Raw genomic sequence first — 14,437 nt, 5'->3', positions numbered from 1 at the left:
TTAAAAATGTTTTTTACAAAAAGAAAAGCAATATTATTATTTATAATCTGTTTAATATTTTTCTTTCTAACTTACCAAGATGTAAAATCATCAGAAATTACTTCTGTTACAGGTTATGCTAAAGTTACAGATGGAGATACTATAAAAATAGATACATTTAAAATAAGGCTTGATGGAATAGACGCACCTGAAAAAAAACAAAAATGTAAAAGACCTTATTTTACAATTTTTACGTTTACATTTTTTGAAGATTATTCTTGCGGTCAAAAGTCGACAGAAGCATTAATTAAGAAAATTAATAACCAAAAAATTACGTGTAAAATTTCTGATATCGACTACTTCAAAAGATTTATAGGTGAATGCTATAAAAGAAAAATTAATTTAAATGCATGGTTAGTTTCCAATGGCCATGCAGTTGCTTTTAGAAAATATTCAAAAAAATATATCCCTGAAGAAATACTTGCCAAACAAGAAAAGAGGGGAATATGGCAAGGAAAGTTTGATATGCCATGGGATTATAGGAGATCAAAAAAAAATTAATTAATTAGAATTAATTATTTTTACTTACCAACTTTAATTTTAAAGATTAATTCTTTAATTTTTTTATCGTTTTTTGAGCCAATTATCCTTACTTCTGCACCACTTTTTGGAACAAAAATAACAAATGAAAAACTATTATCACTATTTATAATTTCTTCTTCGTCATTAATCATAATTTTATCAATTTTACCTTCTTGAATTGCGCCTGATACAGAAATAGTACCCTCTGCATCAATTATCATTAATTTCTCATCGTCACTTAATACTGGGTCGGTAATTTTAATTAGTTTTGGACCCACCTTGACTACCTTATCTTCACTTTCTTTTTTGATTACAAATTTCTGTTTTATATAGCCATCTGCACAACTATTATCGTTTTTAACTTTAACGTAACTCCATTTGGGATCTTTTTGAGCAGGTGCAAAAAATAATAATTCTTGACCCTTTTTAACTTCTGCAACTACTTTTGAATTACTTGAAGGTTTTTGATAAATTTTAGCACTTGAAGATGCTTTGTGATTAAATGGAATATCCCCACAATCAGCTAAACCACCAATCTCATCTTCTAGTTCTTTAATTTCATCCTCTTTTGCTTGAATTTCTTTTTCTTTATCCTCTAACTCTTGTTTTCTTTTTTCAAGTTCGAGAATTGCACAATCTTGATCTAGTTTACAAAGCCGATGAAAAAATAAAGCTGTCTTACAAGTTTGTTTTTGTCCTTGGGTTCTATCTTCTTCGAGAATACAAACCATAGGTTTGTGCTTTTTAGATGGATGTGCGAATGCTTCATTAGAACTAAATACGAATGTGAAATAAACAATAGATACAACAAATAAAGAACTAAATATAATTTTTAATTTTTTTATCATAATCATTTTTTTATTAATTCATTTATGTGATCAGCAGAAACAGCAAAATTAAATTTGTCATTTCCAAATGTATTAAGACCAATTAAATTTCCATCTTTGTCAAACAAAGGTCCTCCAGAGCTACCAGGTGCTATATCAGCACTATGATTAATAATTTTTGTATCTTTTGAATAATCTAATCCATGAGCAGTCTCTGCAGCAGTACCCAAGTATTGAATTTCTCCTTTTGCTGAATGACCTTCCATACCTTCTGGTGTTCCTAGAGATCTTACGAAATCACCTCTTCTTAAATCATCAAACTTTACAAACTTTTTAACCGCTTTCATTTTTAAAGCAAACTCTGACATATTTTCTTTTTTAACAATACAAATATCATGTTCTGGAGCTTCTCTGTATATTTTTGCTAAGTCATAATTTTCCTGATTTATATTTTTAATAAAAATTACTGTCTTATCATTTTTTTTTGATACTGATGTTACATGACAGTTTGTTGCAATCAAATTGTTGCTTATAATTACACCAGAACCTTCACCTAAACCTTTAAATTCATCCTCAGAAATCACTTCAACTACACTTAAACGTACAGTGTGTTTTTCTAAATTTTCAATATTACTTTTAGGTCTCTCAGCAAAATCATCATTATTATTAAATAATTCATCATTTAATGCACGTGATTTTAATTTATTTAAACAGTTATTATAGGTTTCTAAGCCAAATTCTTTTGACGTAATGCAATCCATTTTTATTTTTCTAATTTGCTCTTTGTTTAATTCTCCATCATCAAGAATTACAAATTCATTACCATCATTTAAAAATCTTTTTCTTAACTCTAAAGCACATCCTTTTGGATCAGATGAATTTTCACACTGTTTTTTAATTGCATCACGGTGACCCTTCGATATTTGTCCACCACTATCTCCACAAGATTGCAAAAAAAGTAAAGCAATCAAGAAAAATAAGCTTTTAGCAGAGTATAAAACGATATTTTTCATTCAAATTTTTATATTCAAAGATAACTTTTATTCTTGATTCTTTAAAGTAATTAAATTTAAAATAACATTTTAAATATTCACCAAGTCTGGTTGTGCTGACTTGTAAATCAAGGGACAACTTAATTTTGATTAATTAAACTATTAATTGTATGAGAAGAAATTTTTTAAATATATTCTGCTTTTTTTTTATTATTTTTACCACCTTACATGCTGATGATGATTGTTTGCCTTCATTTGAACTAACTGAATTTCCTGCAATTTCAAAGATAGATGACAATCAAAGTAGTGATAAACCAGTTTTTATTTATTTTGATCAAAGCTTAAGCATGCAAGGTTATACAAAAGATCAACCGGGCATAAATAATCTTTATGTAAATGTTATTGATGATCTTCAACAAATTGCTGAAAACGTTGGAAATAAAACCTATTATCATAGTTTTGGCAAGTCCATTAAACCAATTAAAGAAAATAAAATTTCACAAGTTATAAAGCCTATATTCTACGATTGTACAGATGCTGCATCAGAGTGTAATAATCAAGAGTCAAAAATACATTTACCTTTTAAGATAGCAAAATCTAATTCTGAAGGTACATACATCATTGTAACAGACTTATTTTTATCTAGTAAACAATTAATTGGTGGAACATTAAATCAACTAACGAAACCATTAAAATCAATTTTAAAAAAAGGTAAATCTGTTGGTATTTTAGGTGTAATGAGTTCTTATAATGGAACAATTTACGACATACCCACTCGAGATGGAGGAACTGTTTCTTATACAGAGGCACAAAAAAGACCATTCTATATAATTGTGATTGGTGATCAAAAAGATATCAATAAAATTAAAAAAAATCTCGAGGAGCAACATTTTAATGATCCAGAAGATAAATATAAATTTTCTTTAATTACAAGTACACCTATTTTGCAAAATTTAAATAATAAAAAACTAATTACTGATAAAAATATTAAAAATATTCATAAGGCAGCAAATTTTAATTTTTTATACAACGATGATAATTTGCCAATTTTTAGTTTTGACACAAATAATAAAAGAAAAATTAATTTTAAAGTAAATAAATCACAACTAGAAGTAAAAGGCTCAAATGGAATAGGGGAATTCTTAATAAAAGATAAACTTTGGACAAGTACTAATTCTAAATGCAAAAAAATTAATTGGGAAGAAGCTAGACTGGAAAATATTAGCACAATTTCCCCAAGTAATGAAGAATTACATATTAAAATGTTTAATAAAAAAGGTTCACTAAAGAATTTATTTAGAGGATGGCGTTATTTTTATTTATTAGAAATTTATGCAAATAAACCAGGATCAGCATCAGAAGACATTTTCGAGGAATGGTCAGTTAGAGATTCTGAAGCAGAAGCTTTTAAAGATGGTAATCCTGTTGAATTTAAAACACTTAATCTAACTAAAATAATTAAAATCTTAAATTCTGTAGCAAATGATGAGTTTAAGCCAACATTAATTGCTAGTCTTGCTTTGGATTTTGATTTAACAAAATGATATTATGATAAATATATTAAGATCAGCAATATATTCTTTGGTAGGCCTTTTTTCAATTGGATGGATAAGTGTAGTTCTTACAATAACAATGTTCGCAAAACCAGGTGATGGTCTATTAACCAATTTTGTTGCAGATACATTGATAATGAGTGAGCAGTTAGAAAGTTTTAATAGAAGTTTTTCAGATGTGTCAGATGGTATATTTAATCTAATTGCAACTATGAATGTAGTGCTTCTATCTACAACAACTTTATTTTGTGTTGGTTGGTCTATTGTGTCACATTATCTAAATATTGATGCACCAGGCAAAGCCAAAATTTATTTCATTCATTGGTTAGTTTCTACACTAGTATTTCTAGGGATTATATTGTCTATATCTATATTCTTTCTTACAAATACCAGTTTTGATAATGCGTTTATTAGTGGATTTGGAGTAACTTTTTTAACTGCCACTTCTCTTATATTTTATTTTTTAGCATATTATTTGGGTGTTTTAGTGGGCACGGCTAGATTCGCTAGGTCATCAGTTTTATTAGCAAATAAACTTCCGGGGGGCTTTTGAAAAATTTTATAATTGGTATTGGTGGTACAGGAGCAAAATGCTTAGAGCATTTACTGCATTGCTGTTCAGCAGGTTTAGGTCCAGATAATCTATGGGCTGGAATGGTTGACCAAGATGAAGCTAATGGAAATGTCAGTCGAACTAAAATTCTTTTAAGTAAGTATATGAATCTTAGAAATAATCTAAGAGATGAATCTAAGCATGATTTATCTAAAGAAAGTAATTTATTTAAAACAAATATTTCTGCAAATAATGATTCTGTTTGGCTTCCATTAAAAGGAGCTGATCCAACTCTAGAACAGGTTATCAATTACAATGTACTTAAGCCTGAGGTTAAAGATTTAATTGACTGTTTGTATGATCCTGAAGAGAAAATGCAGAATTTGTCAGAAGGTTTTAGAGCAAGACCCAATATAGGTGCAGCAGCGATGTTAGCTACTACATCAAATGAGGATGATCCATTTTGGTCACAAATTTATAAAGCTATTGATGCAGCAAGAGGTGGTGAACAGGTAAGAGTTTTTATTATTAGCTCTATTTTTGGTGGAACAGGTGCTTCAGGATTTCCAAATATAGCAAGAAGAATAAAACAAATTCAATTGGAAAAAAATGTTACATCTAATTTTCATTTAGGAGGAGCATTAATGTTGCCGTACTTCAACTATGAGGTACCAGAAGAAAATATGGATGGTGAATTATTTGCTAAACCAGAAGAATTTTTGGATCAAACTAAGGGTGCTTTGGAGTATTATTCAAAATTATTTGAATATAATAAAATATTTGATCAAGTATATGTAACAGGTTGGGATCCACTTTCAAAATTACCTAATTTTAAAATGGGTGGAAACTTACAAAATAATCCACCCTTATTTCCAGAGCTTTATGCAGCATTAGGTGCATTGAGATTTTTTAGCTCAGAAAATACAATTAGCGAAAATCAAGAAATATTTCATATTGGAAAAAATGATGGAAGTGACATTTTATGGAGTGATATTCCAAACGTATCAAACAGTTTAAATTCTAAAGAAAGCATATCTAAATTAATCAGATTTGCTTTCTCTTATAATTGGATGTATGGGCCAGCACTCACTGGTAGTTGGAGTAGAATTAAAAAATATCAAAATGAAAATTGGTTTAAGAGATTAATATTTAAAAATACATATAATAACGATACAAAAACTTGTGAAGTTGGACATGAGCACAATCAAGAAATAATTCTTTTAATGCAAGAGTACTGCCAAGATGTATTAACTTGGATAACAGATATGCAATACTCTACTGTAGCTAATACAGATCAAAAGATGGATTTAATTGTTTCTGATTTCTTTTCAGAATTTAAAGCAAAAAATGTTTCAAAGAGAGTAAATATTAAAGAAAAATTAAATGCATCTGAAAAAAATCAATTTAATACGTTAATCAATGACAGTAAAAATTTAAAACTACTTAATATTATGAGCAATATTAGTTACAAAAAAATTTATAGAGATCAAAAGGGTTTGGGTGTTTTTATGGATATTCTCTTTAGATCGTGTGAGCAATAATTATGGTTAAAAAAGTACTACCACCATTGAACGATCAAAACCAAGTTCCAAATATAGCTGGATCTGGTGAGTGGAAAGCAGAGGATGCAACATTTTTAAGTAAATTAGCGAAAGGCTTAAAAATGGGTGGTGAAGAGGTTGTTTTAGCTTCAGATATAAACTCTGTTCCAGATGTTTGGGCTAGAGTTTTAATTGTTAGAAATGGTTTAGTGGACAATACAGCATCAATTGTGGATGAGTGGAGAGGAACATTGGCTCTTTTAGCTTTAGCTCCTTATTACAAGCATATATACGAATTGAATTCAAATATTGTTAATATTCAAGATATTAAAAATAATCCTTTCACAGGTGGTGTTCCATCAGGCTCTAATTATTCTCATATAGGTAAAATTCTATTTGATGTAATACCAGTTGATACTATGGCACAAGGTCAAGATTGGAATGCGATTGGAGTATTAAATTTTAATAAAGGAGCGGTAGCAGTTATTAATCCATATACAATTGTTGCAGCAGCAAGAAATTATACTGAGATAGAGGGCATTAGAAAACTGCCATGGTACGAAGATGGTTTTTTAAGAGATCCTTGTAACGCAAGAGATATGAGAAATGAGCAGTATGCTGTACTTTCTCATTATTTAGATAATTTAATTAATGGAATACAAAATCTAAGTCCATCAAATATGGAGGTGTTCAATGCTGTAATTGGAAGACTTCAGGACTTTAAAAATTCTTGCGATGCAAAAGTTGGAAATGTAGAATTTTCTAGCTGGACGCCAACAAAAGTGAATCTAAATTTACCTGCGCAACCAGTTTATGACAAACTAGCGCAAATATTTATTGGTGCAACAGATCAAAATGCTAAATTTGATTGTGGTCTAGCAGTTAGACCTGAGTTTGAAGGTCAAATTAACGGTGGTATATTTGCTGACTTTAGAGTTGCACAATCAACAGGAAAAACATTATCCGATATAAGGGTATGGAATAATTATTCTTTAAATTCACTTAGACAAGATGAAAACCTTGAAAAAACATTAAAAAAAGAATGCGAAAATGAAGGCTATTTGTATTTAACGCCTGAAACAATCTTTACAGAAAAATTAGTTGTATTTGCTGGAGACAATAGAAAATTAAAAGAACATTCAAGTGATGGAAACCAGTTTGCATATCCAGTAAACAGTGCGCTTTTAATGTTTATGGATCCAAAAGCGCTGTCTACAAATTGCATAGTTTCTCCTGATGGAGATAATTATAAAGCTGTAATTTATCTAGAACTTGTTAGCGAAACCGGAAATACAATGAGTTATACTTTAGAGAAAATCTATAAAGCTAAAGATGTTGTTAAAAATAGAGGTGTGCCTCTTGGTTTTAGTATATGGCCAGATATTAAAATTGAAAATTGGGATCAATATTACTTATTTTATGATGGTAATGCCCAAGTAAATATTTTACCTAAAAATGTTTTTGCAGTTAAAGATATTAGAAATAAATTAGAAAGTTTAACTGGTACTGATAAAATTAAATTTATTGATAATATGATTCACTCACACCAAGTTGTTGGTGAAGAAATACCAATTCAACAAACAACTGCTGTAACTGAATTGCGTTCACTAAAATCATCTCCAGAGGCTGTTTTGTGTAATGTTGCAACCCAATCTGGAGGAAAATCTTACACTGAGCACAGTAAAAGAGTTGATGTAGGTTTGATATTATTCCCTGATCCTCAAATTGTTGCTGAAACAAGTAATCAATGGTCTGTTGGAATAGATTTTGGAACAACTAACTCTTGCGTTTATTTTAAAGAAAATAAAGAAAACCCAAAAGAACTAATCTTTAAAAACAGGATAAATACTCCTTATGATCCTGGTACAGATGAAGAAGAAATAGAAGAAGTAATGCAGGCACACAAAGAATTTGTACCTAGTAGAGAAGTTACAGTGCCATTTATGACCATTCTAAGGGAGAGAAACTTTAAGGAGACGACTGTTGAAAATTTACCATTTAGAAGTAATTTTATTTATTACGTTGATCAAGTTTTGTACGCTATTCAAGATCTACCTGATGATAAAAGACCTTTAAAATTTAACTTAAAATGGGATGAGGCAGAACAAAGTAGAACTAAGGTTCAATATTTTGTTTCTCAAGCAGTTCTACAAGCAGCAGTAGAAGCAGCTGCAAATGGAGTAAAAAGAGAAAACTTAACTTTTAATTTTTCTTATCCTGAAGCTTACAATGCTGATCATTTAAGATCATTTAAAAGAATCACCCGAAGAGCAGTTAATGTAGGTCTTGCAGACGAGAAATATAAAACCCAAGAGAAAACAGGATTTGAAACAGAGAGTATTTCAAGTGCTCTATATTTTGCCAAAGGTCAAGAAATTCCATTTACAGAGAATGTAGTTACCATTGATATTGGTGGTGGAACTTCAGATCTTTCTATATGGCAGGATACTAAATTACTTTGGAGAAACTCATTTAGGCTTGCAGGTAAAGATGTTTTAATAAATCACTTGTCTAATAATTTAACTCTAATAAAAGAAATCAGTGGTAATGATGACTTGCTTCTTGAAAGTTATCAAACATTACAAAGCATACGAACAAACAAAACGAAACTAGCCAACGGTATAGAGTTATTAGTAAACAGTCCACAATTTGGAGAGGCATTTAAAAATCGTTTTGATATTATTAGTGGAAAAGAGAAGGGTAAAGAACTTAAGGATTTAACAGAGTTGGCTTTATCAGGAATACTTTATTATGTATCACAAGTATTAAACCATTTGATAGAAAATGGAGAATTTCAAACAGGTAAAGATAAATCTAAATCTTTAAGAATATGTTTGGGTGGAAAAGCAAGTACTTTATACAAAATTGTATTTGAAGATGCTGATGATCAAGCAGGTTTATCAAAAATGATAGAAAAAGTTACTGGTGGAATATTTACATCAATTGGAATTGTTTTCACTGATACACCAAAACACGAAGTTTCTTATGGATTACTGGTAGACAAACAAGGTGCAACAGATTTAGATTTAACTGATAGATCTCACGAAACAGTATTGGGCGAAGACGTTATAGTTGGTAAAAATAAAATTGGAATTGTTTCAGGTCTTGATGCTGATAAACAATGGCGTGTAAAAGATATTTCTCAACTTAAAACTTTTTTAAAATATTTACAGGCATATTCAAAAATACCAGTAAAACTAACTAAGAAATTTGAGGGAGACCTTGAAGGTAAAATTAATGCTGAGTTAAAAAATGGTCAGTCAAGAGCCCAAGATTTAAGAAAAAATATGCAATCTGTTGAGGGTGATGATAGTTTAGCTGAAATTCAAAAAACGTCCTCAATTATTGAGCCAGTTTTTATCCAAGGATTGAAGCAAGTAATTAATGAGATTACAAGCGGAAAACTTAAGTTAAAGTAAGATGATTCAAATATTTGTAAAATATTTTATTTCTTTAATAATCTCATTTTTAATAATTACTTCAAATACTATAGCATTTCATAAACAAGGAAATTCAGAAATAGACGTTGATCATGTAGAGGGTATTAAGAAAAAAGAAATTCAATCTCAATATTGCACTATTCAAGTTGAAAAAATACCAAAAATAAATGATCAAGAAAAAGAGAAAAAAGAAACAGAGGATCAAAGCACCGAAGAGAAAAAAAAAGAATTTATTTACAAAGTTATTTCTTATCATGGTAACGCTGAAGAAGCTCCAAAAGAATTAGATTTTTCCATATTAAAAAATAAAATAAATAAAAACACCTATATTGGACCTGTTAGTACTATTGAGGATCTTTTAAATTACTATTGTGTTCAAGAAATTCCTGAAGGGGAAAAAAGCTATATTTATAAAAAAGGTAATCCAGCATTATTTGATGAGATAGCTCAAATTAATGGATATTCTGGCAAAGATGCTCAAATAGAAGGTCAAATTTATGATACTGGTAAAATCAATTTATCAATAGAGGGTAAAATTCTAATTTATGCAAAAGCACAATTTATAATTGATGAAGAAAAGAGACTTAAAAATAAAAAAGCTAAAGAAGAGAAGCAAAGAAAAGCTAAAGAAGAAAAAGAAAGAAAAGCAAAAGAGAAAAGAGAGAGAGAAGCTAAAGAGGAGAGAGATTGGATAGCAGAAAATAAACCACCTTTAATTAAAAAAATTAAAGAGAAAATACAAAACTTTGATGATAAAATTACTAAATACAACAATAGTGTCAATGCTTTAACAATATCACATGATGGATTCACCAAGTACTTTGAAGAAAAGTTTAATGAGATTGAAGATTTTTTAGATTTTGTTGACGTTGGTGAGAAACAAATCAAAGATAAAGCAGCTCTGCTTAAAAAAGCAAAAAGAGAATATCTAAATAATAATATAATAAAAGATATAGATCAAAAATTTAAAGAAATAAGTAATAAAAAAGGTAAGGATTTTAAAACATATAGAGAATTAAAAGCTCTATATGAAGAGGTTCAAGATTCAAAAAAACGTAAACATTTTGAAAAAGAACACAGGTCTAAATTTTGGAAAAAAAAGAAACCAGGTTATTTTACTCAATGGGATAGATTGTCTGACAGAGAACTTGATATTGATAAGTTTTTCAAAAAAATTGATGAACTTAATTCTGATATGAAAAGTGCAGAAACAAATATTATAAATAATATCGATGTATTAAAATCTGAGATTCAGACCTTAGAGGAAGAATTAGAAAATCAATTTCCAATTATGGAAATTGTTATAGGTATAATTATATTTTTAATTATTTGTGGTGTAGGATATTTTGTTTATGACTCTAGTCAAAAAAGAAAAAAAGAAAAACAAGATGCTGAGAGCAAAATTGAGTCTTTAAAGAGTGATTTAGAAGGTAAATTAAAAAGCACATCAGAACAAATCAAGTCAGTCAGCAGAAACACTCAAAGATCTCAACAAAATCCTTTAAAAACTGAGGAGATTGTTGAAGAAAAACCAAAAACACCAGAAGAGATAATTGCTGAAAAATATGATGAATTACTATCAGATTATAAAGAAGCATTAGATGATTTCACAAAAGTTGCTGGTTTTAAACAAAAATGGCATGGTTTAGCTTTAAGCAGAAAAGAAAGGCAAGAGGGAACAAAAACAATTCTTGTTAATTCATCTAGAGCATTTGAGAAAGCAGAAATATGGTGTGTAACATTTAGTGAGAAGTATTTTGCTTTTCCAGGTTCAACAGTTAAGTCAAATATGGCTACTTATATGAATCTCGATTTTGAAAAAGCTAGCAGAGACTTTAAAGGTGTTTTTGCTGTTTCAACAGGTTCAAGTTATACGACAGAACCTTGTGTATTGAGAAGAGGAGGAGCTGGTTTTGTTGTTGAAAGAGTTGGAAAAATAATTTTCCCAAATTAATATGATTTATAAATTCATAGATAATAACGGTTCAGAAATTACAGTAAATTCTTTATCAAGTTTACAAGCTTTAGTAGATAGTGACACTATAAATGAAGAAACTAAAGTAAAAGCAGGTCTAAGAGGTAAATGGACAACTGCTTCATCAATAGAAGGTTTAGTTTTTTCTGCAGAAGATTCAAATAAAGATACTCAAGAAACTGAAGTACCAAAAGGAGATATAAAATCATTTATTACCGGAGAAGAAAAAAAAGAACCAAAACCTGAAGAAGATGAATATGAGTATGTAGAGGAAATAGTCGAAGAGGAAGTAGAGGTTGATGATGATACAACTGAGAAAACAGATCAACAAGAAGAAGAAGAAAATAATTTTGATAACGAAAATGAAAATCAAGATACATCTGATTATTATACAGAAAAATTTAATCAAAATAATGAGGATGATGAGGATGTTATGGTCTTAAATTTTCCAGATGCTGTAAAAAAATGTTTTAAAAAATACTTTGACTTTAAAGGTAGAGCAAGTCGATCTGAATACTGGTATTTTACTCTTTTTATTGTTTTAGGTTATGCAATAGGTTTTGGACTAATATTTGTTAATGCTCAATTGTTTTGGTTATTAATGATTTTCCTTTTAATTGTAATGATACCATGGATATCAGTTACTGCTAGAAGGTTACATGATATTAATAAAAGTGGATGGTTTCAGGCTATACCTATACCTGCGGGTATATTAGAAACTGTATTTGCACAAAGTCGACAAGAATCTTTAGAAATAATTTTTTTAATTATAGGATTACTTTGTTATGTTTATCTTCTTATTTTAGTTTGCACTGCAGGAGATAATAAAGAAAATAGATTTGGAAAAAATCCATTAAAAAAATAAATTAAGTGAATAATATCTCAAATCAAAACAATAAAATATTTTGGTTAGCACCTATTGTTGTTTTGGTTATTGGAATTTTACCACTTCCAATTGGATATTATACATTATCAAGACTAGTAGTCAGTGTTTCTGCTTTATACTTTGCTTATAATTTTTATAAAAAAAATGATAATAAAAACATTTGGATTTTTGGTTTTATAGCTATTTTGTATAATCCGATTATTCCAGTATATTTATATGAAAAATTTATATGGATTATAGTTAATATTATTACTATTTTTGTATTTTATAAGAACAAAAACATTTAGAATTTTATTGATTTAGATTAATTTTATATCTACTGTCTTTTATGCCATTTCTTGGAGCTTTTAGTGGAATAATTTTTCTCCTTGTCGGAATAGTTCAAATATACGTTGGTTATATAGGTATTGAATACCATTTAGGGGCAGGTTTTGCTATTGGTGCATTAGTATTAGGTTTTGTTTTCAGAATAATGTTCCCGTTAACTATCGGGACTTTCTTTGGAGCAATGGATGTTTTTGGATGGCCTTGGTATGGAGCATTAGCCTTTGCCGCTCCAGGCTTATTATTTATTGTGCCTGCTTTAGTAACTGGTGCAATTAGCACACTTTTTGAGAAAAAAGCTGAAAGTAATTATAGTTTTAATAATAATAATTACTCTGATAGTGACCCCATAAACGTTACACCAAAACAAAAAACTATTACAAAAAAGAAAGTTAAAAAAATAATTAAAAAGAAAGTTATAAAGAAAAAGAAAAAAGCTAGATAATTTATGAATAAAATTTTTGCAACTTTACATATGGCTTATGTCGTAATTGCCATAATTTTAGCTATTACTTCATTTGGAAATATATCTGTTTCTGCTTCTATTTCAGGTATCCTAGCTCCAATTATAGCCTGGTTTGGTGGTTCTGGACTTAGAGGATCTTTTAATGTTGGAGATAAAAAACAAAAAATTACTGGCTTTATTGCTGGTGTTATTTTTTTGGCAATTAGTTTATTTTGGACTAACTATACAAATTACTTTGTAAGAATAACCGATTTAGAAATATCAGGACCCATTTGGTGTTTTATAGGTTTTTTAGTAGGTTTGTTGTTTTCAACAAAAAAACATTCAGAAAATAATTTTAATTAAAAAACTTTTTTTAAACAAATTTCAACCTCAAACTAAACAATAAAGTTTGTTTTCTTTCAATATGCATTGGATTTCAATCCTTTTCTTTAGAATTCCGCTTTTTTTATTATCTCCCTTGTTGCGTAATTCAAGTAAGCAGAAAAGGATTGAGACCATAACTAATTACAAATTACTTACCTTTAAAAAATCAACTAACCTAAGGAGTTCTAATATATGGAAATAGGCCGTGTCTATAAGTACTGTCATGTCAGTACATATATCGCATACGATAACTGCAACCCCGTTTACAAACAATCATTTAAATTCGAAATAAGACCAGGTGAACACAACAGTCTAGTTTGGGACAAGATCATAAAAATATTTAAGAAAAATGGATACAAAGTGGAGCTTAAATCATGAAAAGAGTTTTGCTTATTGTTTTACTACACTTATCGCTATTTTTTATTGTTTTTGCCTACCATGCTCAAGCTGAAGAAGATGATATGTGGACAATTGATAAATACGAAAGTTTAACATTTGCACGAGTATATGGAGAAGTAATTCACGGAGACAGTTTAAATTTTTTTATTCAATCCAAAGATAACTGTGAAAAAGTTTGGCATAATTTCACTTTTTACACATATGAACAGCCTGGGGATATAAAACAACTATTAAACAAAAATATACCAATAAAAATTAATGAAGAAGAAGTTACTGCTTATGTGGATCATATACAGCCATTTTTAATGGGTTATAGAGTATTATTATCCTTAGGATCGTTTCCAATTAAAGAATATATTTATAAATTAAATAATTTTTATATTGAGGAACAAAGATTTGAGATTGAAATCATTGACGGCATAGATTTTAAAGCTAGTAAATATTTTGCTATATCAATAAATAGATGGAATTTAGATAAGCTTGTTCCTTCTGTTTTAGAAGCTCATAAACAATGTAAAGAAATAAATAAATTAGATAGTTAATTTTGTATTAAT

At 29.0% G+C, this 14,437-nt stretch carries 13 protein-coding genes; 11 read left to right on the top strand and 2 right to left on the bottom strand.

The features are described 5' to 3' along the window. Positions 1 to 6 precede the first annotated feature (6 nt). The gene (locus DT059_RS06760) at positions 7 to 540 is read left to right on the top strand and encodes a thermonuclease family protein (protein ID WP_145597840.1); all 534 of its coding nucleotides are present in this window, start codon (positions 7 to 9) and stop codon (positions 538 to 540) included. A gap of 20 nt (positions 541 to 560) precedes the next feature. On the opposite strand, the gene DT059_RS06755 is transcribed toward DT059_RS06760, so the two are convergent. Both DT059_RS06755 and DT059_RS06750 read right to left on the bottom strand, forming a co-directional pair. Then, entirely contained in the window at positions 561 to 1,409 is an 849-nt protein-coding gene (locus DT059_RS06755; RefSeq protein ID WP_145597838.1) for an SH3 domain-containing protein, read from the bottom strand. A 2-nt stretch (positions 1,410 to 1,411) separates the two neighbouring features. Next, positions 1,412 to 2,401: a S1 family peptidase gene (locus DT059_RS06750; protein ID WP_145597837.1), complete on the bottom strand. Its 990-nt coding sequence runs from the start codon at positions 2,399 to 2,401 to the stop codon at positions 1,412 to 1,414. A 149-nt stretch (positions 2,402 to 2,550) separates the two neighbouring features. Here DT059_RS06750 and DT059_RS06745 point away from each other — a divergent pair, with 149 nt between their 5' ends. From DT059_RS06745 to DT059_RS06700, 10 genes are all read left to right on the top strand, one after another. Beyond that, positions 2,551 to 3,924, top strand: coding sequence for a hypothetical protein (locus DT059_RS06745; RefSeq protein WP_145597835.1), 1,374 nt, complete (start codon positions 2,551 to 2,553; stop codon positions 3,922 to 3,924). Between the two features lie 4 nt (positions 3,925 to 3,928). Next, entirely contained in the window at positions 3,929 to 4,486 is a 558-nt protein-coding gene (locus DT059_RS06740) for a hypothetical protein (protein WP_145597834.1), read from the top strand. Continuing rightward, positions 4,483 to 6,027, top strand: a complete 1,545-nt coding sequence (locus DT059_RS06735; RefSeq protein WP_145597832.1) for a tubulin-like doman-containing protein — start codon at positions 4,483 to 4,485, stop codon at positions 6,025 to 6,027. The genes DT059_RS06740 and DT059_RS06735 overlap by 4 nt, the downstream gene beginning before the upstream one ends. Before the next feature lie 2 nt (positions 6,028 to 6,029). Then, entirely contained in the window at positions 6,030 to 9,446 is a 3,417-nt protein-coding gene (locus DT059_RS06730; RefSeq protein ID WP_145597831.1) for a hypothetical protein, read from the top strand. A gap of 1 nt (position 9,447) precedes the next feature. Continuing rightward, positions 9,448 to 11,421 (top strand): hypothetical protein, encoded by a 1,974-nt coding sequence (locus DT059_RS06725; protein ID WP_145597829.1) that lies wholly within the window; start codon positions 9,448 to 9,450, stop codon positions 11,419 to 11,421. Position 11,422: 1 nt separating this feature from the next. Further along, positions 11,423 to 12,307 (top strand): DUF805 domain-containing protein, encoded by an 885-nt coding sequence (locus DT059_RS07345; protein WP_205713269.1) that lies wholly within the window; start codon positions 11,423 to 11,425, stop codon positions 12,305 to 12,307. Between the two features lie 5 nt (positions 12,308 to 12,312). After that, positions 12,313 to 12,615, top strand: a complete 303-nt coding sequence (locus DT059_RS06715) for a DUF6804 family protein (protein ID WP_145597828.1) — start codon at positions 12,313 to 12,315, stop codon at positions 12,613 to 12,615. 41 nt (positions 12,616 to 12,656) lie between these two features. Then, positions 12,657 to 13,097: a hypothetical protein gene (locus tag DT059_RS06710; RefSeq protein WP_145597826.1), complete on the top strand. Its 441-nt coding sequence runs from the start codon at positions 12,657 to 12,659 to the stop codon at positions 13,095 to 13,097. Positions 13,098 to 13,100: 3 nt separating this feature from the next. Then, a complete protein-coding gene (locus tag DT059_RS06705) occupies positions 13,101 to 13,463 on the top strand; it encodes a hypothetical protein (RefSeq protein WP_145597825.1) in 363 nt (120 codons plus the stop codon). 395 nt (positions 13,464 to 13,858) lie between these two features. Then, positions 13,859 to 14,425 carry a hypothetical protein gene (locus DT059_RS06700; protein WP_145597823.1) on the top strand — a complete coding sequence of 189 codons (567 nt, stop codon included), beginning with the start codon at positions 13,859 to 13,861 and terminating at the stop codon, positions 14,423 to 14,425. Positions 14,426 to 14,437 lie beyond the last annotated feature (12 nt).

It is taken from the genome of Candidatus Pelagibacter sp. FZCC0015, assembly GCF_007833635.1.
Classification (GTDB): domain Bacteria; phylum Pseudomonadota; class Alphaproteobacteria; order Pelagibacterales; family Pelagibacteraceae; genus Pelagibacter.
This window is presented reverse-complemented; position numbering and strand designations above follow the sequence as displayed.